Annotated in this window: 21 protein-coding genes; 13 read left to right on the top strand and 8 right to left on the bottom strand. The window is 68.8% G+C overall.

Features of this window, described 5'->3' with window-relative positions; genetic code table 11:
* Positions 1-16 precede the first annotated feature (16 nt).
* The 3 genes from ACTWQN_RS06960 to ACTWQN_RS06950 all read right to left on the bottom strand — a co-directional run bounded on the left by ACTWQN_RS06960 (position 17) and on the right by ACTWQN_RS06950 (position 2,463).
* Entirely contained in the window at positions 17-967 is a 951-nt protein-coding gene (locus tag ACTWQN_RS06960; protein WP_443202479.1) for a hydroxymethylglutaryl-CoA lyase, read from the bottom strand.
* A gap of 72 nt (positions 968-1,039) precedes the next feature.
* Entirely contained in the window at positions 1,040-1,558 is a 519-nt protein-coding gene (locus ACTWQN_RS06955) for a PH domain-containing protein (protein ID WP_443202478.1), read from the bottom strand.
* 74 nt (positions 1,559-1,632) lie between these two features.
* A complete protein-coding gene (locus tag ACTWQN_RS06950) occupies positions 1,633-2,463 on the bottom strand; it encodes a biotin--[acetyl-CoA-carboxylase] ligase (RefSeq protein WP_443202477.1) in 831 nt (276 codons plus the stop codon).
* A gap of 75 nt (positions 2,464-2,538) precedes the next feature.
* Here ACTWQN_RS06950 and ACTWQN_RS06945 point away from each other — a divergent pair, with 75 nt between their 5' ends.
* From ACTWQN_RS06945 to ACTWQN_RS06900, 10 genes are all read left to right on the top strand, one after another.
* Positions 2,539-2,724, top strand: a complete 186-nt coding sequence (locus tag ACTWQN_RS06945) for a hypothetical protein (protein WP_443202476.1) — start codon at positions 2,539-2,541, stop codon at positions 2,722-2,724.
* Positions 2,725-2,769: 45 nt separating this feature from the next.
* The gene (locus ACTWQN_RS06940; RefSeq protein WP_443202475.1) at positions 2,770-4,668 is read left to right on the top strand and encodes a Xaa-Pro dipeptidyl-peptidase; all 1,899 of its coding nucleotides are present in this window, start codon (positions 2,770-2,772) and stop codon (positions 4,666-4,668) included.
* Positions 4,669-4,797: 129 nt separating this feature from the next.
* Entirely contained in the window at positions 4,798-5,433 is a 636-nt protein-coding gene (locus ACTWQN_RS06935) for a Maf family protein (protein ID WP_443202474.1), read from the top strand.
* A gap of 79 nt (positions 5,434-5,512) precedes the next feature.
* Positions 5,513-5,602 carry a putative leader peptide gene (locus ACTWQN_RS06930; protein ID WP_443202473.1) on the top strand — a complete coding sequence of 30 codons (90 nt, stop codon included), beginning with the start codon at positions 5,513-5,515 and terminating at the stop codon, positions 5,600-5,602.
* A gap of 129 nt (positions 5,603-5,731) precedes the next feature.
* On the top strand, positions 5,732-7,063 hold the full coding sequence (locus ACTWQN_RS06925) for a dicarboxylate/amino acid:cation symporter (RefSeq protein WP_443202472.1): 1,332 nt from the start codon (positions 5,732-5,734) through the stop codon (positions 7,061-7,063).
* A gap of 129 nt (positions 7,064-7,192) precedes the next feature.
* Positions 7,193-7,567, top strand: a complete 375-nt coding sequence (locus ACTWQN_RS06920) for a DUF1707 SHOCT-like domain-containing protein (RefSeq protein ID WP_443202471.1) — start codon at positions 7,193-7,195, stop codon at positions 7,565-7,567.
* 46 nt (positions 7,568-7,613) lie between these two features.
* Entirely contained in the window at positions 7,614-8,285 is a 672-nt protein-coding gene (locus ACTWQN_RS06915) for a DUF3558 domain-containing protein (protein WP_443202470.1), read from the top strand.
* Between the two features lie 291 nt (positions 8,286-8,576).
* Entirely contained in the window at positions 8,577-8,951 is a 375-nt protein-coding gene (locus ACTWQN_RS06910) for a hypothetical protein (RefSeq protein ID WP_443202469.1), read from the top strand.
* A 5-nt stretch (positions 8,952-8,956) separates the two neighbouring features.
* Positions 8,957-9,814, top strand: a complete 858-nt coding sequence (locus ACTWQN_RS06905) for a PPE domain-containing protein (protein ID WP_443202468.1) — start codon at positions 8,957-8,959, stop codon at positions 9,812-9,814.
* Complete coding sequence (locus tag ACTWQN_RS06900; protein WP_443202467.1) at positions 9,811-10,608, top strand: ESX secretion-associated protein EspG; 798 nt, start codon at positions 9,811-9,813, stop codon at positions 10,606-10,608. Before ACTWQN_RS06905 ends, ACTWQN_RS06900 begins: the two co-directional genes overlap by 4 nt.
* Before the next feature lie 355 nt (positions 10,609-10,963).
* Here ACTWQN_RS06900 and glpD read toward each other — a convergent pair whose 3' ends face one another.
* Together glpD and ACTWQN_RS06890 are read right to left on the bottom strand one after the other, a co-directional pair.
* Positions 10,964-12,706, bottom strand: a complete 1,743-nt coding sequence (gene glpD / locus ACTWQN_RS06895) for a glycerol-3-phosphate dehydrogenase (protein WP_443202466.1) — start codon at positions 12,704-12,706, stop codon at positions 10,964-10,966.
* Positions 12,707-12,797: 91 nt separating this feature from the next.
* Complete coding sequence (locus ACTWQN_RS06890; protein ID WP_443202465.1) at positions 12,798-13,625, bottom strand: DeoR/GlpR family DNA-binding transcription regulator; 828 nt, start codon at positions 13,623-13,625, stop codon at positions 12,798-12,800.
* Positions 13,626-13,960: 335 nt separating this feature from the next.
* Between ACTWQN_RS06890 and ACTWQN_RS06885 the strand changes: the two genes are divergently transcribed.
* The 3 genes from ACTWQN_RS06885 to ACTWQN_RS06875 all read left to right on the top strand — a co-directional run bounded on the left by ACTWQN_RS06885 (position 13,961) and on the right by ACTWQN_RS06875 (position 17,482).
* A complete protein-coding gene (locus ACTWQN_RS06885) occupies positions 13,961-14,710 on the top strand; it encodes an MIP/aquaporin family protein (protein WP_443202464.1) in 750 nt (249 codons plus the stop codon).
* A 33-nt stretch (positions 14,711-14,743) separates the two neighbouring features.
* Positions 14,744-16,249, top strand: a complete 1,506-nt coding sequence (glpK, locus tag ACTWQN_RS06880; RefSeq protein ID WP_443202463.1) for a glycerol kinase GlpK — start codon at positions 14,744-14,746, stop codon at positions 16,247-16,249.
* 288 nt (positions 16,250-16,537) lie between these two features.
* Complete coding sequence (locus ACTWQN_RS06875) at positions 16,538-17,482, top strand: nucleoside hydrolase (protein ID WP_443202462.1); 945 nt, start codon at positions 16,538-16,540, stop codon at positions 17,480-17,482.
* A 164-nt stretch (positions 17,483-17,646) separates the two neighbouring features.
* On the opposite strand, the gene ACTWQN_RS06870 is transcribed toward ACTWQN_RS06875, so the two are convergent.
* The 3 genes from ACTWQN_RS06870 to ACTWQN_RS06860 all read right to left on the bottom strand — a co-directional run bounded on the left by ACTWQN_RS06870 (position 17,647) and on the right by ACTWQN_RS06860 (position 20,252).
* Positions 17,647-18,279 (bottom strand): maleylpyruvate isomerase N-terminal domain-containing protein, encoded by a 633-nt coding sequence (locus ACTWQN_RS06870; RefSeq protein ID WP_443202461.1) that lies wholly within the window; start codon positions 18,277-18,279, stop codon positions 17,647-17,649.
* A gap of 326 nt (positions 18,280-18,605) precedes the next feature.
* Positions 18,606-18,884 (bottom strand): DUF302 domain-containing protein, encoded by a 279-nt coding sequence (locus ACTWQN_RS06865; protein ID WP_504230361.1) that lies wholly within the window; start codon positions 18,882-18,884, stop codon positions 18,606-18,608.
* Between the two features lie 603 nt (positions 18,885-19,487).
* The gene (locus tag ACTWQN_RS06860; protein ID WP_443202459.1) at positions 19,488-20,252 is read right to left on the bottom strand and encodes an arginase family protein; all 765 of its coding nucleotides are present in this window, start codon (positions 20,250-20,252) and stop codon (positions 19,488-19,490) included.
* Positions 20,253-20,305 lie beyond the last annotated feature (53 nt).

Genomic DNA, 20,305 nt, shown 5'->3' with positions numbered 1-20,305 from the left:
GCCCCGGAGACGGCGGTCACGACGCCAGTGCCTGGACCACGCGGGACGGGCTCGGCCGACCGAGCCGCTGCGCCATCCACGCACTGGTCGCCACGAGTTTGCCCAGGTCGACGCCGTGCTTGACGCCCAGGCCGTCGAGCATCCACACCAGGTCCTCGGTGGCGAGGTTGCCGGTGGCCGACTCGGCGTACGGGCACCCGCCCAGTCCGCCAGCTGAAGAATCCACTGTGGACACTCCGAGGCGGAGTGCGGCATGGGTGTTGGCCAGCGCCTGGCCGTAGGTGTCGTGGAAGTGCACCGCCAAGCGGTCCACCCCGACCCCGGCCGCGACGAACGCGCGCAGCAGCGACTCCACGTGGCCAGGTGTCGCCACCCCGATGGTGTCGCCCAGCGACAGCTGCTCGCAGCCCATCGCCAGCAGCCGCCTGCCCACCGACACGACCTGCTCGACCGGCACCGCGCCTTCCCACGGGTCGCCGAAGCACATCGAAACGTAGCCGCGCACCGCCAGGCCCTCGCCGACCGCGCGGCGCACCACCGGCTCGAACATCGTGAACTGCTCGTCCAGGCTGCGGTTGAGGTTGCGCTGCGCGAAGGTCTCGGTCGCGGACGCGAAGATCGCGATGTCGCGCACCCCCGCCTCCAGCGCCCGATCCAGTCCGCGCGGGTTCGGCACCAGCACCGGGTAGCGCACCCCCGGCACCCGGTGCAGCTCGGCCAGCAGCTCGGCGGCGTCGGCCAGCTGCGGAACCCACTCCGGGCGCACGAAACTGGTGGCCTCCAGCACACCCAACCCGGCGTCGGCGAGCCGGTGCAGGAACTCCAGCTTCACGTCGAGCGGGACGACTTCCGCCTCGTTCTGCAGCCCGTCGCGCGGCCCGACCTCCCAGATCGTCACCGCGGTCGGCAGCTCGCCCGGTTCCGGTGCGGCCACCCGCATCGGCAGCCCCAGTTCACGCGGCCCCATCAGGCCTCCACGGTGCCTTGCGGGACACCCGCACCCGGTCGGCCCTGATGAACCGAGGAAAAGTATGGCTCATCAGCCCTCCTCCCCGCGGCGCTCCCAGTCGTCCTGCGGGTCGTCGTTGACCTCCCGGTACAACAACGTGTGCACCCGCTCCACCTGCGGGATGTCGTCGAACTCCAGGGGCTCGTCCGAGGCCGACTCGACGACCAGCGTGCCGCAGCCGAGCATCCGGTCCAGCAGGCCGTGCCGGAAGCGCACCGAGTTGATCCGCGACATCGGGATGTCGATGCCGGTCCGGGTGAACACGCCCTCGCGCACCATCAGCCGGTGCGTGGTGATCACGAAGTGCGTGGTGCGCCAGCGCACCAGCGGGGCGAGCGTGAACCAGACGATCAGCACCACGCCGACGACGGCCAGCGCGATCCACAACGGCAGGTACCAGCTGGTGGCTCCGGCCAGCGCCGCCAGATAGGACCCGCCGCCGACCACCACGAACAGGACCAGCACCGGGAAGATCAGCATCTTCCAGTGCGGGTGCTTGTGCACGACCACTTGCTCGTCCGCGCCGAGCAGGCCGTCTGGGTAGGCCACCGGGTCCTCCTAAGCCTCTTCGCCGGTCGCTGATCACGTTACCGGCCGCGCGCGCCGGGGTGCGCCGCTGCTGGTCAGGCTGGCCGCAGGTGAACCACGTCGCCAGCCGACACCGCGGTCTGCTGGCCATCGGCCGTTCGAACGACCAGCCGACCGGTCGCGTCGATGTCGGCCGCCACGCCCCGCAGCTGCTCATCCGGGCCGAGTTCGACCCGCACCTGCCGCCCCAGAGTGCTGCAAAGCCGCCGGTACCGATCCAGCAGTCCGCTGCCGACCACATCCCCCGAAGCCGCCCGCCAGCACTCGTCGACCTCGGCGAACGCCGTGAGCAACGCCACCGCGAACGCCTCCCGGTCCACCTCCGCGCCCTGCGCCGCCAACGACGTCGCGGGCAGGCCGCCCGCGCCGCGCGGCAGGTCTTCGCGGCGCTGGAACACGTTGACGCCCATACCGACGACGATCGCCACGCCAGCGGGCTCGGCCACCGCCTCGGCCAGGATCCCAGCCCCCTTCAGCCATTGCGCGCCGTCGCCGAGCAGCAGGTCGTTCGGCCATTTCAGCGCCGCCGGTACGCCGGTGGTGCGGTCGACGGTCTCGGCCAGGGCGATACCGGCGATCAGTGGCAGCCAGGCGATCGCGGCCTGCGGCACCTCGGGACGCAGCAGCACGCTGACGAACAAGCCGTGACCGCGCGGCGAAGCCCACTGGCGCTGCATCCGACCACGCCCGGCCTGCTGTTCCTCGGCGATCAGCACGGTCCGATCGGGGGCGCCGCGCCCGGCGGCAGCCACCAGATCGGTGTTGGTCGACCCGGTCACGGTGACGACTTCCAGCGCGGCATAGGGCCCGTCGTCCACCAACCGAGCCCGCAACCGATCGCCGTCCAACAAAACCGGAGTACTCACCACTCCAGCGTATGCCGCAGTTGGACCGCCCTCCCGCCGAGCTGCGATTGTGATCGCCACCCGGAAGGAGGCCGAATGGGCTCGATCGACGTCGCCGCATTGCTGCGTACCGCCGTCCGCAGTTGCCGAAATGATCTTGGAGAATCACGCCTGCGGACCGAGCCGATCTGGAGTCCGAAGAAGTTCGTCCGAGCCGCGCTCGCCCAAAGCCTGTCCATCATCGGTGCCGCGATCCCCTCTTTCGGCTGTGCCGTGGGGTGATCTTGGCCTCTAGGCTGCCTTCGAGATCTTCTCGGAGGTGGCGCTGTGCGGAGAAGTCACTGGTGGGCGGTGCCGTGTGCCGCGCTCGTGCTGGCCGGGGTCGCCCCGACCGCCGCTGCCGACCAGATGCGCGACGGTCGCAGCCAGCCCGTCTTCGACGCCGAACCGGTGCGCGAAACGGTGTGGGTGGAGACCGGGTTGGACGGCGACGCCGACGGTTTGTCCGACCGGGTCGCCGCGGACATCGCCCGACCTGCCGGGACCGACCAGCCGGTGCCGGTGATCATGGACGCCAGTCCGTACTACTCGTGCTGCGGTCGCGGCAACGAGAGCGAGCTCAAGACCTACGACGAGCAGGGCCGACCGCTCGGTTTCCCGCTGTTCTACGACAACTACTTCGTGCCGCGCGGCTATGCGACCGTGCTGGTGGATCTGGCGGGCACCAACCGCGCCGAGGGCTGCGTGGACGTCGGCGGTCCGTCGGACATCACCTCGGCGAAAGCGGTGATCGACTGGTTGAACGGTCGCGCACCCGGCTTCGACGCGCCGACCGGTGGGAATTCGGTGGCGGCGGCTTGGTCCACCGGGGATGTCGGCATGATCGGCAAGTCCTACGACGGCACGATCGCCAACGGGGTCGCCGCCACCGGGGTTGAAGGTCTGCGCACCATCGTCCCGATCGGCGCGATCAGTTCCTGGTACGACTACTACCGCTCCGACGGCGTGTCGTTCGGGTTCGATCCGGTCGGGCTCGCCGAAAACGTCGAGGAGGGCGGCCGACCGGACTGCACAGCGGTCAAGCAGCAGCTCACCGACGGCGCCCCGGCCAACGGCGACGTCACTCCACTGTGGACTCAGCGGGACTACCTGCCGAACTCCGGCCAGGTCACCGCGAGCGTGTTCGCGGTGCACGGCCTCGGCGATCTCAACGTCAAGACGATCCACTTCGGACAGTGGTGGGACGCGCTGGCCGCGCAGGGAGTGCCGCGCAAGCTGTGGTTGAGCCAGACCGGGCACGTCGACCCGTTCGACTTCCGCCGCGCCGAGTGGGTCGACACCCTGCACCGCTGGTTCGACCACTGGCTGCTCGGGGTGGACAACGGCATCACCGAAGAACCCGCCGCCAGCATCGAACGCGCCCCCGACACCTGGGTGGACGAGCCGGGCTGGTCCGGTGAACAGGCCCAGGCCACGGTGCTGCACCCGCGCACCGATGGGCTCGGCACCGAACCAGCGCCGGGCGAGACCGCGTCTTTCACGGACGATCCGGCGCTGGACGAGTACGACTGGGCCGCCCAACCCGATCAGCCCTCGCCCGCCCGCGCGCTGTTCAGCACCGCCCCGCTGACCGGGGACCTGCGGCTGGCCGGGACGAGTGCGGTCACCGTCACCGCGTCACCGAGCACGCCGACCGCGCACCTGTCCGCGCTGCTGGTCGACTACGGGCCCACCACCACCCGCGACTACCTGGGCGAAGGCGAGGGAATCCGCACGCTGGAAACGGAATCGTGCTGGGGCGAGAGCCGTCCCGGCGACGACTCCTGCTACCTCGACACCGAGACCACGACCGCCGACGTGGACTTCGAAATCATCGCGCGCGGCTGGGCGGACCTGGCCAACCACGCGTCGCTTTCGGAGGAGCAGCCGTTGCAGCCGGGCCAGCCGTACACCATGACGTTCCGGTTGGCGACCACCGATCACGTGGTGCCCGCCGGACATCAGCTGGCGCTGATCATCGGCGGCACGGACAACGCGTTCATCGTCGCACCCGGGCAGCCCGGCCGGATCGGGCTGGATCTGGCGCGGAGTTCGGTGACGTTGCCGGTGGTCGGCGGGTTGCCCGCGGTGGCGACCTCCGGTCTGGAAGCCGCGCTCGACCGGCTGCCGCAGGTGCGCCCGGACCGCGTTCCGCCGCGCCCCCACGTCCAGCTCAACCGCGATTGACCGAGCAGGTGAAGGGCACCCTCCACCAAGTTGGTCGGTCAGAGGTGCCCGTCACCCAGCACCGGGCGGGGATGCACCCCGGCACCGGCACGCAGGAGACGATCAAGGACAGGCTCTAACATCTGGTGCGTGCGTTTCGTGCTCGCTTCCGCGTCGCCCGCCCGCCTGTCCGTCCTGCGTTCCGCCGGGATCGATCCGCTGGTGCGGGTTTCCGGCGTCGACGAGGACGCGGTGACCGCAGCACTGCCCGACCCCAGCCCGGTCGAGCTGGTCACCGCACTGGCGCAGGCCAAGGCCGAGGCCGTGGTCGCCGACATCGCCGCCGCGGAGCCCGATGCGGTGATCGTCGGCTGCGACTCGATGCTGCTGATGGCGCACGGGGAGATCGTCGGCAAGCCGGGCACCCGGGAGGCCGCCGCGAAGCGGTGGGCGCAGAACGCGGGCAGCGCCGGGGAACTGCTGACCGGGCACGCCGTCGTCCGGTTGCGCGACGGCGAGATCAGCGCGCGCGCCGAGGGGCATCTCAGCACCACGGTGCGGTTCGGCGAACCGACCGAGGCCGAGCTCGACGCGTACCTCGCCACGGGTGAACCGCTGCAGGTGGCGGGCGGTTTCACCCTCGAAGGCTTCGGCGGGTGGTTCATCGAAGGCGTCGACGGGGATCCCTCCAGCGTGCTCGGCATCAGCCTGCCGCTGACCCGCAAGCTGCTCGCCGAGGTCGGTGTCAGCGTGGTGACGTTGTGGAGCCCGCCGATTGCGCAGTGATTCCTAGTCCGCGCATTCGAGTGAATACGAACACAATTCAGTTACCCCTGGATTGGTTGTACCGCGCACATCGTTACAAATGTTCGCGATGGGAACCCTCCGACGGCTGTATCTGACTACGCGCCTGCACGTCGATCTGCGACGGCAGGCCAGCTCCGTCTGTCCGTGATCGGGCGCTCAGCGCCGCTGTAGCGGTCCTTCCAGCACGCGGCACCGGCCGCTACCGCCGCGCCTGCGGCAACCGCGTCTGGAAGCACTTCCTCCTCCGAACCCACTTCCGCGACTTCGGGAGATCCCTGTGTCCACTTCCGCCGGGCGATCACGCCTGCGCTTCAACCCCAAGCTCTTCGCCGTGGCGGTGATCGCGTCGCTCGTGCTCGGCGCACTGCTCGGCTGGATCGCCAAGCAGACCGATGCCGAGTGGCTGGTCACCACCCTGGACACCATCGGCTCGACGTTCACCAAGCTGCTCACCTTCACCGTGCTGCCGCTGATCTTCACCGCGATCGTGGTGGGCATCAACAGCCTGCGCGGCGTCGGCGGCGGCCGGACCGCGGCCCGCCTCGGCGGCAAGACCGCCCTGTGGTTCGCGATCACCTCGCTGATCGCCGTGGTGATCGGCCTGCTCATCGGCGCGCTGTTCCAGCCCGGCCAGGGCCTGATCATCGAACCCGACCCGGAGCGGCTGCAGTCCATCGGCGAGCGGACGCACGGCTCGTGGCTGGACCTCATCACCGGTCTGGTGCCGAGCAACCTGATCAGCGCGTTCGCCGACGGCGAGACCCTGCAAGTGGTGTTCGTGGCGCTGATCATCGGCGCGGCCACCTACAGCCTGGGCGAAAAGGCGGCGCCGTTCGTCAACTTCAACAAGGCCGCCTTCGAGGTCATCCAACGGGTGCTGGGCTGGATCATCCGGCTCGCGCCGCTCGGCACCCTCGGCCTGATCGGCAACGCGGTCGCCACCTACGGCAACGAGTTCTTCGTGCCGCTGCTGAAGCTGATCGGCTCGACCTACGTCGCTTGCGCGCTGGTGCTGTTCGCCGTGTACCCGCTGCTGCTGGCGTTCGTGGCGAAGGTCAGCCCGGTCAAGTTCTTCGCCAAGTCCTGGAACGTGCTGCAGTTCGCGTTCGTCTCCCGGTCCTCCGGCGCGAGCCTGCCGATGACCCGGCAGGCCGCGGAAAACCTGGGCGTCCCCGCGTCCTACGCGAACTTCGCGGTCCCGCTGGCCACCACCACCAAGATGGACGGTTGCGCGGCGATCTACCCGGCCGTCGGCTCGATCTTCATCGCGAACCTCTTCGGCATCCACCTCGGCCCGGTGCAGTACCTGACGATCGTCGCCGTCGCGGTCTTCGGCTCGATCGCCACGGCCGGGGTCACCGGCTGGTTCACCATGCTGACGCTGACCGTCGGCGCGCTGGGCTTCCCGCCCGAGGCGGTCGCCACCGGCATCGCCATCGCCTACGCGGTGGACCCGATCATGGACATGATGCGCACTTCCACCAACGTCGCGGGCCAGATCGTCGTCCCAGTCATGGTGGCCCGGAGCGAGGGTCTGCTCGACGACGACGTGCTCGCCGAGCCGAGCACCCCGCTGCTGGTCGACGACAGCTCGCTGGCCAAGGCCTGACCAGCCATCCGATTTCGCGGGAGTTCGGCGTTCACCCGGATGAATGCTGGATTCCCGCGAAATCGGTGGGCCGTTCATGTCGGCACTTCAGCGGCCCGATCGTGGGTCGGCCGACCGTAGGATGGCGGTGTGGACAACGGTCGACGGGGCAAGGATCTCCGCATCGGCGATCCCGAGCGGGAGCGCGCGATGCGGCTGCTCGGTGAGCACTTCTCCGCCGGACGCCTGGACGTCGGCGAGTACGACGAGCGCTGCCAGCAGGCCGCCGCCGCCCGGTACAGCTCCGAACTGGACGCGCTGTTCGACGATCTGCCCGAGCCCAGGCCGAGCAATCCACCGGTCCCGACCGCTCCGGCGGCTCGCCCGAACCCGGCTGCCGGGAAGATCGTGCTGGCGATCTGCGCGGCGGCGCTGATCATCTTCCTGATCGTGGTCGCGCGGCAGTTGGGGTTGGCGCTGATGCTCCCGTTGGTGGCCCTCATCTGGTTCACCTGGCGACGCTGACCGCTACCTACCGCGGTTTGCGACCACGCTTCGTTACGGTGAGGTCATGCACAGCTCTCGGATCACCGAGGCCCGACGGCTTGGCGTGTTGCTGACCGCTGGCACGCTCAGCCTCACCGGGTGCGGCCTGTGGCAGTCGGAGCCGGCGTCGGACACCGCGGCGCCGCCGCCTCCACCACTGCCCACCACGAGCGCTCCGCCGCCGTTGCCGCCGAGGCCGTTCGAGCTCGGCCTCGACGGTGTGGACCCGTGCGAGCTGCTCACCGCCGATCAGCGGGAGCAGCTCGGTTTCGACCGCGACCCGCTGCCCGACTCCGAGGCGGGCTTCGGCGACGCGGCGACCTGCAGCTACCGCAACACCACGGCGAAGGTCGGCGCCCGGTTGGCGTTGATCACCACCGAGGGCATGGGGGTGTGGACCGACGACACCGCGCAGGTGGAGGCCTCGCCAGTGGTCATCGGCGGCTTCCCCGCGCTGGTGATCAAGACGCCGGGGCTTGACCTGTCCTGCAACGTCGCGGTGGACGTCGCCACCGGCCAGCACCTCGACGTGCTCTACCGCGATGACGGCGGCCAGCCGCCACCGCCGGTCGACCAGCTCTGCGCCGGGGCCCAGCGGGTCGCCGAGGATGCCCTCGCGACGCTGGCCGCGCCGGAGACCTCGTCGGCGGAGACGTCCCAATCCAGCAGCGAACCGCAGGAGCAGGGGACGCCCTAACCGGCACCGTGCACCGCTGCGGAAGACGGTTCGAGGACAGTCGAAGTTCACGCAGCGCAACAACGCACCGTGATCGGGTGATGATACTCACCGCGTATGGAGCACTCCCCAGAGTGACGATTGGTGACTACAGTGTTCGGCGGACGTTTGGCAGCTTGAGCGCTCGGGTGCCCCGCAGCAGTCGGGTGCCCGCGAACTCCCGATCGGGGCGGCGCGGCCCCGCACATCCGGGCGTTCAGGCACAGGGGCCCGCACCCGCGACCTGGGCCCTTACCTGTGGGAGGGGAAAACGTGCCGCTCACCGCTCCGTGGGGCGACAGCTCGACCGAGGCCCTGCCCGGGATGACCGGAGGCTCGGTGCAGATCGAGCCTGCCGCGATCCCGAGGCTGGTCAACGCGTTGCAGGAATCGCTTGATGCGGTCGGCCTGCAGATCGAGCACGCCATCACCGAATTGCGCATCCGGCCCTGGGCCGGTGATCCGATCAGCGCCGACGCGGCCGAGGAGTTCAACCGACGCTCCCTCGGCGGCGGCGAGGACGCGCTGAACGCCCTGTGCGGTTATCGGGACCAACTGCAAGCGGCCGCCGAGTCGCTGCAGCTGGCCAACCGGCAGTACGAACGGATCGACGGCGACAGCGCCGCAGGATTCGGTGGAGGCTGCTGATCCCGATGAGCGATCACCGTTGGCAGGGATACCGCCACCCAGAACTGTTCGCGCAGATCCACGAGGGCCCCGGGCCGGACGGCTCGACCGACAGCGTCCGGCGCTGGAGCGAACTCACCCGTGCACTCGGCGAAATCGACGCCGGACTCGCTTCGGCGGTGTCCTCGGCGATGGCCGGTTGGCAGGGCGTGGCCGCGGACAGCGCGCACGACGGGTTGCGACCGCTGGGCAATTGGGCGGCGCAAGCCCAGCAGGCCGCCACCGTGATGCGGGAAAGGGCCGAGCAGCAGGCGGAATTCATCAGCAAGGCCCGCCGGGACATGCCGCCGCCGGTGCAGGTGACCACCGAGGAACCGGGCACCGCGGAAACGCTGCTGACCCACCTCTTCGGCGGGCAGACCGACTACGAGCTGCAAGAAGCCAAGCAGCACGCCGCCGAGCAGCGGGCCTTCGACGTGATGCGCACCTACGAGGCGTCGACGCAGGCCAACACCACATCGCTGGCGTCGTTCACCCCGCCGCCGCAGGTGGTCGTCGACGCGCCGGTCCTGGGCGGCTCCGGTGCGTCCGCGGGTCAGCAGAACGTGACCATCAGCTGGGGGGCCACATCCGCACCCGCGGCGCGGGTTTCGACACCGGCGCCGCTTCCGGCGCGGGCCACCGAGCACCGCCCGGGACGGCCGGGCGCGACCGGCGCGGCGCGCGGCGGCTCGGGCAGTGCTCCGACGGGCAAGCGGGCCCGGCGGGACCGCGACGACGCGGTGGACCGGAAGGTGACCGAGGAGGTCGGTCGACCGGGCGGGTTCTTCGACGAGCCGCAAACCCTCTCCCGTCCGGTGATCGGCGGCGAGCCGGGGCGATGACGGTCACCGGATCCAGCCGTCAGGTCAGCCTGTCGGCGCTGGAATTCGATGTGCTCGTCGAGCACCTCGGGCTGGACGCCATGCCGCTGGTGCTCAAGGTCCCCTCGCCGGGGCGCACCCACACCGAACGCACCAAGTTGGTGGAATCGGCGTGGCGGTCGCTGGCTGCCCGCGACCTGGGCCGCCCGACCAGCCTCGATCCGGAGCTGGAGTGGATGCTGCGGCTGTTGGCCAGGCCGGGCCGCGAGGTCGACGGGCGAATCTGGTTGCAGCGCAGCGTGCGGGTGCTCGCGGCTGCCGAAACCGGTTCCGAGCAGGCGGTGTTGGCCGTCAAGGATCGCGACGCCCTGGCCCTTCGACCGGCGGCGGCGAGCGGGTTGCCGCGCGAAGCGGTCTCGGTGCTGCCGCCGCTACCGCCCGGTCCGGGCCGTTCGGTGTCGGTGCGCAGCGGTGATCTGGACCGAGCCGCCGAAGAAGCCGGGGACAACGCGGAGCAGTTGCACAGTACGTTGCAGCGCCGTGGAATTCGGCCGGACGACGCCGAAACGCTGACGAGCATGGTCGCCGGGGTGACGGCGCGCGGGCAGTTCGGCACGGCCGCCCGAGACCGGTCGGGGCGCCGCGTCCGAGCCGATCACGTGGTCGGGTTCTTCGACACCGCGCACGGCCGTTATGCCCAGTTGCGGCGGGAATCGCCGTCCGGCGACGTGTGGAGCACCATCGCACCGGTCGACACCCGGCGGCTGATCGGACACGTCGAGGAACTGCTCGCCGGGGTTGCGGCCGGGTCGTGAGTGCGAAAGCGGGCTCTGGCCGGTTTTCGCACTCACGACCCCTCAATCTCTTGCAGCGGCGAAGCCGCTTAGCCCACTCTCGCAACCGGCACCGCCGCGGGTTCCCAGACTCTGCCCACTTCCCTGCCCACTTCTCTGCCCACTTCCCTGCCCACTGCGTTCTCTGCGAGGCCTGCCACGACGTGGTGTATCGGACATACATGAGTCGGGGGTGCCGGAGACAAGACGGTGTCTGAGTGCCTGTCTTTGAAGTGGTCGTGTCGGGCCGTCCACCTCGGGCGAGGTGGACGATTTCGCGCGAAATCGCCAGGTCTGCCACCCGCACCGCAAAGCAAAACGGGTTGAGGACAGGCGCTCACACCACCGGTTCGATGAGCCGGTCCCTGGCTTCCGGTGCCGCTGAGCGCTTCGCGTCGGCCGCCTGGTCGTCCGGCTGGGTCTGCGAATCCCGCTCCGCATCGACGCGCTTGGTGTAGACCTCGATCTCGCGGGACACCTGCGCGTCGTCCCACCCGAGCACCTTGGCCATCAACCGCGCGACCGGTTCCGCGCAGTCCACGCCGCGGTGCGGGTATTCGATGGAGATCCGGGTGCGCCGGGTGAGCACGTCCTCCAGGTGCAGGGCACCTTCGTGGCTGCACGCGTAAACCACTTCGGCCTGCAGATAGTTCGGTGCCGCCGGGATCGGCTTGAGCAGTTCGGGCCGCTCATCGCTGAGCGCGAGCACGTCGTGGATCTCCGAGCCGTAGCGGTCCAGCAGGTGCCGGATCCGGTACGGGTGCACGCCATGCGCGGCGGCCAACTGATCGGCCTGGTTGACCAGCGCGTGGTAGCCGTCGGCCCCGAGCAGCGGAACCCGGTCGGTGATCGACGACGCCATCCGTCCGGTGATGTCCGGCGCGATGGCGTCCACGGCGTCGGCCGCCATGACCCGGTACGTCGTGTACTTGCCGCCCGCGATCGCCACCAGCCCCGGCGCGACCCGCGCGACCGCGTGCTCGCGGGAGAGCTTGGAGGTTTCCTCGCTCTCCCCGGCCAGCAGCGGCCGCAGCCCGGCGTACACGCCTTCGATGTCGTCGTTGGTCAGCGGGGTGGCCAGCACCGAATTGACGTGTTTCAGCAGGTAGTCGATGTCGGATTTGGTCGCCGCCGGATGCGCCAGGTCGAGGTGCCAGTCGGTGTCGGTGGTGCCGATGATCCAGTGGCTGCCCCACGGGATGACGAACAGCACCGACTTCTCGGTGCGCAGGATCATTCCGGACTCGGCGACGATGCGGTCGCGCGGCACCACGATGTGCACGCCCTTGCTGGCCCGGACCCGGAATCGGCCGCGGCCGCCGGAGAGCTTCTGCAGTTCGTCGGTCCACACCCCGGTCGCGTTGATCACGGCCTGCGCGCGGATCTCGGTCTCCTCGCCGGTCTCCACATCGCGCACCCGAACCCCGGCGATCCGGTCGGCTTCCCGCAGGAAACCGTTGACCTGGGTGGACGTCATGATCACGGCCCCGTACCGCGCGGCGGTGCGGGCCACCGTCATGGTGTGCCGGGCATCGTCGGACTGGGCGTCGTAGTAGCGGATGCCGCCGATCATCGAGCTCCGCTTCAACGCAGGCACCATCCGCAGCGCACCAGCGCGGCTGAGGTGCTTCTGCCCCGGCACCGAGCGGGCGCCGCCCATCGTGTCGTAGAGGAACAGGCCTGCCGCGGTGTACGGACGTTCCCAGAACCGGTGGGTCAGCGGGTAGAGGAACGGAACCGGCTTCACCAGGTGCGGCGCGAGCCGGGTGAGCATCAGTTCGCGTTCTCGGAGTGCCTCGCGGACCAAGGAGAATTCCAGTTGTTCGAGGTAGCGCAGTCCGCCGTGGAACAGCTTGCTGGAGCGGCTGGACGTGCCAGCGGCCAGGTCGCGCGCCTCCACCAGGGCCACCCGCAGCCCGCGGGTGGCGGCGTCCAGCGCCGCTCCGGAACCGGTCACGCCGCCGCCGATCACCACGATGTCGAATTCGTCCGAGCCGAGCCGCCGCCAGTTCTCCGCTCGTTCGGTAGGCCCAAGCGTGCCCTTGCGCCGGCTCTCGGTTTCGGTTTTGTCCTTGGACACCAGGCGTCCTCCTCGCTCGAATCGTGTCCCACCGCTGACCACCTCGCCGACGCGGAACCGGACTCGGCGCCAGTCCGTCCTGCGGTGGTCATCATGCCCGACCTGCACTGTCCGTGCTCGGCGCAGCGCTGCGGGCATTTCCTGCCTGTTCGACCCGCGCGCCGCGGTCGCGGAGCACCTCTACATCGGCGCGCGCCGTCTGCGAATCCACGATCACCACGTCGAAGTCCTCGACCGCCGCCACCGCGTGCAGTGCTCGTCGGCGGAACTTCGTGTGGTCAACGTAGAGCACTCGGCGCCGCGCCGAGGCCAGCATGGCCTTCTTGATCTGCACCATTTCCTGCTGCGGGTAGCAGCAAATCCCGTCGGTCACCGCGGAGACCGACATGATCGCCAGGTCGACCCGCAGGTTTCGCAACGCCTCCAGCGCCATCCCGCCGACGAACGCATCCGCCCAAGCCAGGTAGTCGCCGCCGACGCAAATCAGGCTGATGCCGGGTGCTGCCGCGAGTTCGCCGAACACGCCGCGATGGTTGGTGACCACTGTCAGCGGTGCGCGTTCCGGCAGCAGGCGGGCCAGGTACACGCCGGTCGTCGAGTCGTCGAGCAGCAGCGCCTGCCCCGGCTCGATCAGTTCTGCCGCAGCGCGGGCGATTTCTTCCTTTTCTTCCTTGTTCTGCAGCAACCGGTACTCCGACGCGGCCTCGTAGAGCAGTGACGAGGCCGCCGAGACGTGGCCGCGGTTGCGGTGCACCAGGCCTTGCGACTCCAGGTCGGCGAGATCCCGGTACACGGTCATCGCGCTGGCTCCGACGGTCTCGACGAGGTCGTCGATGCGCAGGGTGCCTTCCGCCATGACCAGCTCGGTGATCTTGCGCCGCCGGTCCTGCTGCTTCTCCGACGGGCGTCGAGCGGACATCGTCGTTCTCCCCATCCCCGCTCGTCGCGGCCCAGATCATCAGATAGATCGATGAAAACATCATCGCAGTGTTCTTGCAATGATTGTTTTCACAAGTTTAGTGTGATCTCGATGCGCGACGAAGCCCGGGGCACGGGCTGCCGGACCGGGCCCGCACCGCCACGCAAACCAATCCGCGCACTCTCTTTAGTCGGTACAGACCAACAAGTTGCCTACGAGTGGCGGCAGGCATGGACACGTGTTGCCATGCGGCAGTACCGTCGCGACTCGCTCCATGTCGGACAGTCAACACAATCCCGCCAGTGCCAACGGCGGCATGACGAGGGGAACGCGGTATGACCAGTCTTGGCGAGATCTTCCTCTGGGAGTTGATGGGGACGGCAATGCTCACCCTGCTGGGGTGCGGCGTCGTCGCGAACGTGACCCTCCGAAATTCGCTCGGTCACAAAGGCGGTTGGCTGCTCATCAACTTCGGTTGGGGCTTCGCGGTTTTCGCCGGGGCGAGCGTTGCGGCCCCCTCCAACGCGCACATCAACCCAGCGGTGACCCTCGGCCTCGCGGTCAACGGCCAGACCCCCTGGTCAGAGGTTCCGGTCTACATCATCGCGCAGATCATCGGCGGTACCTTGGGCGCGGTGCTGTGCTGGGCCGCGTACAAGCTGCAGTTCGACACCCACGACGAACCGGCCAACACGCGCGGCATCTTCTGCACCGGTCCTACCGTGCCCAACGCGCCGTGGAACCTGGTCACCGAGATCATCGGCACCTTCGTGCTGGTCTTCTGGATCATCCTCAGCCCGCAGGCCGGCGTCGGAGAAACGCCCGGTGTTCCCAACTTCGGCAACGCCGCGCTCGGCTACGCCGCGGTCTCCTTCATCGTGATCGGCATCGGCAACTCGCTCGGTGGTCCGACCGGGTACGCCATCAACCCGGCACGTGACCTCGGGCCGCGCATCGCCTACGCGATCCTGCCGATCCGCGGCAAGGGCTCGGCGGAGTGGGGTTATTCGTGGGTTCCGATCGCTGGCCCGATCATCGGCGGCGTGCTGGCGGGCTTGTTGGCGCTGGCGCTGCCCAGCAGCTGACCTGTTGGCTCCACATAGGAAGGTGAGACGAGAATGACCTCGTACGTTGCCGCCATCGACCAGGGAACGACCTCGACGCGGTGCATGATCTTCGACCATTCCGGCCGGGTTGTCGCGGTCGACCAGATGGAGCACCGGCAGATCTTCCCGAAGGCGGGCTGGGTCGAGCACGACCCGACCGAGATCTGGACCAACACCCGGCAGGTGTGCGCGGGAGCGCTGGCCAAGGCCGACCTGGTTTCCTCGGACATCGCCGCCTGCGGCATCACCAACCAGCGGGAAACCACCGTGGTGTGGGAGAAGGCCACCGGCAAGCCGGTGTACAACGCGATCGTCTGGCAGGACACCCGCACCGACGAGATCGTCAACTCGCTGGCCTCCGGCGAAGGCGGCCAGAACAGGTACCAGAGCAAGACCGGTCTGCCGCTGGCGACCTACTTCTCCGGGCCGAAGATCAAGTGGATCCTGGACAATGTGGACGGTGTCCGCAGCCGCGCCGAACGGGGCGAGTTGCTGTTCGGCAACATGGACACCTGGGTGCTGTGGAACTCCACCGGCGGCCCGGACGGCGGTCTGCACATCACCGATCCGACGAACGCCTCCCGCACGCTGCTGATGGATCTGGAGCGGCTGGAGTGGGACGCCGACATCTGCGCCGAGATCGGGGTGCCGATCGCGATGCTGCCCGAGATCCGGTCCTCGTCGGAGGTCTACGGCAAGTTCCGGGAACGCGGGGTGTTCGCCGGGATTCCGATCGCGGGCATCCTCGGCGACCAGCAGGCCGCCACGTTCGGCCAGGCGTGCCTGTCGCCGGGCGAGGCCAAGAACACCTACGGCACCGGCAACTTCGTGCTGCTCAACACCGGAACTGAGCGGGTGATCAGCCAGAACGGCCTGCTCACCACCGTCGGCTACAAGATCGGCGGCAACGACACGGTGTACTGCCTGGAAGGCTCCATCGCGGTCACCGGATCGCTGGTGCAGTGGCTGCGCGACAACCTCGGCATGATCGGGACCGCACCGGAGATCGAGCAGGTCGCCCGCACCGTCGACGACAACGGCGGCGCGTACTTCGTGCCCGCGTTCTCCGGCCTGTTCGCCCCGCATTGGCGTTCCGACGCGCGCGGCGCCATCGTCGGCCTGACCCGGTACGTCAACCGCGGCCACCTGGCCCGCGCGGTGCTGGAGGCCACCGCGTTCCAGACCCGCGAGGTGATCGAGGCGATGAACGCCGACTCCGGGGTGCCGTTGAAGTCGCTGAAGGTCGACGGCGGCATGGTGGTCAACGAGCTGCTGATGCAGTTCCAGGCCGACATCCTCGGCGTCCCGGTGATCCGCCCGGTGGTCGCCGAGACCACCGCCCTCGGCGCGGCCTACGCCGCCGGGCTCGCGGTCGGGTTCTGGACCAGCGAGGAGGACATCCGCTCGAACTGGGCCAAGGACAAGCAGTGGGATCCGGCCATGCCGGTGGAACTCCGCGAAAAGCAGTACCAGCAGTGGCAGAAGGCAGTCACCAAGACCTTCGACTGGGTTTCCTGAAACCCCCTACCGGTCGGATCCGGTGTTGGGCGCCCGCAACGCCGCTCGGGCGGCGTGACCTGAACTTTGCGCGCATCAAGACGCGAGCAGGTCACGCCGCCGCGCTGCGAGCACCTTGCCAAGCCCGGCACGCCACGACTCATGAAAGCACCGCGACTCACGAAAGACCGTTGGTAAACCCGCGAGCGCTCACGCCCCGCGTACGCCGTTTGGCACCTCACCGGGAAAGCGGCTGGCAACTAGGGTCATGCCTGCTCGCGCGAGACCGCACGGCACGGAGGTATCTCGATGGGACGCAAAGTCATCCTCGACGTCGACACAGGGACTGACGATGCCGTGGCGATCATGTTCGCCGCACTGCATCCCGACATCGACCTCCTCGGGGTCACCACGGTCAACGGCAACGTCCCGTTGGCGAACACCACGGACAACACCCTGCGCGTCCTGGACTGGATCGAACGATCCGACATCCCGGTCTACCCCGGCCTGTCGCGGCCGATCGCTCGCATGAGCTTCCCCGGTTCACGGCACTTCGATCAGGACACCGACAAGGATCCGCACGGCAGTGCGCTGCCCATTCCGGACGCCCGCAGCGCGCCCCAGGCACGTGGGGCCGTCGAGTACCTTCTCGAAACCCTGCGCTCGACAACCGAGCCGATCACGCTGGTAGCCGTGGGGCCGCTGAGCAATGTCGCCACCGCGCTCGCACTCGACCCCACCATGACTGAGGCGGTTGAGGAACTGGTCGTGATGGGCGGCGGGCACGCCACGACGAACGTGACCGCGTCAGCGGAGTTCAACATCTGGGCAGACCCCGAAGCCGCGAGCATGGTCTTCTCCGCAGGCTTCGAACGACTCACCCTCGTGCCGCTGGACGCCACCCACCGGGCACTGATCCCACGGGCCGCGTGCGAGCGATTCGAGGAATTGGGCACTCCGGCCGGAATTGCGGCCGCACGTTTCATCGGACGTCGAATCGACGCCTACGAGACGACCGCAGCGGGCGCCGCACCGGTCCACGACGTGGTGTGCACTGCCTACCTCGTCGAGCCGGACATCATCACCATCCGCCACCTACCCGTGACCGTTGAGACGGACAGCCCGCTGACGATCGGCCGCACGGTCGTGGACACCCGCCCCGACAGCACGGACGCGCCGAACGCGCACATCGCTTTCGACGCCGACGCAGCCCAGCTCATCGAACTCCTCACCAACGTCTTCGCCCACCGGTAGAAGACGAGCGGGGCGGGCGTTTTCACGATGGATTCCAGCCAGGACACCACCCATCTTGTGGTGCTCGGCCAGCAGGGCTGAGCACGAGGCCTGCCCAGTCGATTCGGCCCGGGGCGTTTCCCGGGCCGAATTCGGACAGCCGCGGACGAGGCGGGCCGCGCCGGTCAGATAGCCGCGATCGTTGCGGGGGCACGTTCGGCGCGGCTCAGCGCCCGCAGCACGGCCGTTTGCCCATGTCGGCCCACGGCGAGCTGGGTGAGCAGAGCGAGGACCGGCTCGATGACCTGCGGTGGAAGCGGTGGCGTCGCGATCTCCGCGCTCAGCGCCAGGTCATCCGAGTGCACGGCGATCTCCATCATGCGCGTCAGCAAGAAGTCATCGAGACGCAGCGGCCTTCCGGCACGGGAGATGACTCGATCCGCTGGCTCGGTTGGCAGCGCCGCACGCTGCTGATCTACCACTGCGGCGACTTCCCCGGCCAACGCGTCCGCGCCACCTGCCGCCGCGTCCTCGCCGCCTTGCCGGATGCGGACGTTGATCTCCGCGTCGATACCGACGTGGAACGCTTCCGACCTCGCGTAGACCTCGGCGAGCGACAGCGGCTCCCCGTCCGGTGCTTCGGCGGCAATTGCCCGGGACACGTAGAAGACCTGCGTCGCCAGGTGACCTGCGAGCCCGTGAACGGTGAACTCCTTCAGGACACTCGGCCGGTCCCACGCGGCGGCGACTGCCGGATCCCCGAGCAGCGTTGTCACCGACGCTGCTGCCTCCAGGTAAGCATCTCTGATCGCGGTCATTCCTCAGCCCTTCAACGACTCGTGATTCCTCGCCGCAAGTCAAGTACGAGAGGGCCGAACCGTACGCAACATGTGGCCACCGACACCATTCGATCGAGCCGCCCCGCGCCATCGTCGAGAACCCACCGGGCATGAACGGTTCGACCGCTTTCGAAAACGGTGCTGCCGCACCTGATCCGTCCGATTCTCCGCGACGCGGCGCGCGGGCGGCTGGACGAGCGAGGGTCCTAGTCAGTACGCGCAACCTGCTGGCCGATCGAGGCGAGACCAGCCTCGATCGCCTTGGCCGCGTTCTCGCTCGCTTCCAAGCCGTGCCTACGCGACAGTCAGGCAGCGCTGTTGTAGGTCAACCAGACCGCACCGTTCTCGTCTTGCCAGGCGAGGACTTTGACCGGGAGGTCGATTCCGGTGGTCTGGCGCTCCTGCATGAGCGGAGTCCCGCCGTGGGGATTGCCGAAGATCACGAGTTCGGTCGGGCGTAGCTCCAGCCCGGCTTTGGCGGCGTTGTCCGCGTGGTCGATCCGGCTGAAGACGAAGAGCGCAGCCGAGGTTGCGGCCTCGACCACGCGGTCGATCGTCTCGCGAACGGAAAAGCGGCTCGCCACCGTGACGAGTCCGCTGTTGTCACCACTCGACGCAGGGTCCACAGGAGGATGCCAGGTCCGGACCGGGGAGCCCGCAGTGCGGGTAGATTCCGCCTGGCGCAACGAGATCACTCATGCCGCACCCCGCGGCATGCCTTCCGGGTCGTTCGAAATTCAGTCGCTGTGCGTGGTGGCGGCCTAGTAGCTTCCGGCTCGTGGTTCTTGACCGATCCGCGACGCCGAAGGCGTCTTAGCGACACTCGCTAGGCCCCACCGGGAATCCCGATGGGGCCCGTTTGGCGTGTCTGCTCGAACCACGTTCTGGCGAAGGTTGGAACACGCTCCGGAACAGGGCCAACCGACCGGCCGTTTCCTGGGCCGTTCGCATTCTCGGCGGGTGGTTCTGGGCCGGGTGGTGCGTGCCGATCGCACCACCCGGCCTATGGCACCGCCGCGCGCCGGTCGAGGGGCGACTCGTCGCGTCGTGGCGGTTTGGTTTCACCGAGCACTCAGGTCAAGCCCACTGCACAGCGGAGAATTCGTATTCCCGAGCCGCAGCGGGAACGTCTGGTGCTCAGGGCCTTGGCGGTCGTCGGTGGAAGCCGTTGTGGGACAACAGGTTCGCTAGTGCACCGCGCTGGTCGCTGCCAGCAGGTCGGCCAGGATCTGGGCTTTCCCGCCGTTGTCGGGTTTCTCCGGGTACCAGGTGCAGGCGATGTCGAGGGCGTGGACCCGGCCGGTGGCCAGGACTTGCCGGGCGGCCGTGAGCACCGTTGAAGCTGACGGGCCTTCGGCGACCGGGAAGCGCAGGCCGGACAGTTCTGCCGCGTCGACCACGTCCAGGTCGATGTGCAGCACGAGCGGGCCGTCCGGGAGGACAGCCGTGGAGATCTGGTCCACCTCGCACCGGGCGATGTCGGCGCCCGCCAGGTACTCGACTTCAGCACCGTCGAGGTCACGGGCATCCACCAGCAGTGCTCGATGTTCCGGCAGCTGGCGCAGGCCGAGCTGGTCAGCGAGCAGTTCCGGGCGGTAGCCGACCATGATGCGCAGCGGCATTCCGCCGACGTAACCGGATTCCGTCGTCTCCAGGGTCTGCACATCGCCGTGCGCGTCGAACCAGACGATCGACGCATCGGTGCCCGCCCGCTGCAGCCCGGCGAGGACGGCGAGCGAGACCATGCAATCCCCGGAAACCACCGCTGGCAGCTCGCTTCGGCCCACGACCTGCGCGACTTCCTCCGACACCGCGGTGTACAGCGCGCCGAGGCGCTGCCACACATCGCCGTCCGGCAGCGGCATCGTCACCGTCGTGTCGACGTGCGGCAGCGGAATGCCGAGCTCCGGCAGCCGCTCGTCGAGGTGGTAGGGCACCAGAACAACGGTCACCCCTCGACATTAAGCGCTGCCGGACGCCGTTGCGACTGGATTTTCGGGCCGTT

Origin of the sequence: Saccharopolyspora antiqui (genome assembly GCF_052246905.1) — a bacterium.
Lineage (GTDB): Bacteria > Actinomycetota > Actinomycetes > Mycobacteriales > Pseudonocardiaceae > Saccharopolyspora.
This window is presented reverse-complemented; position numbering and strand designations above follow the sequence as displayed.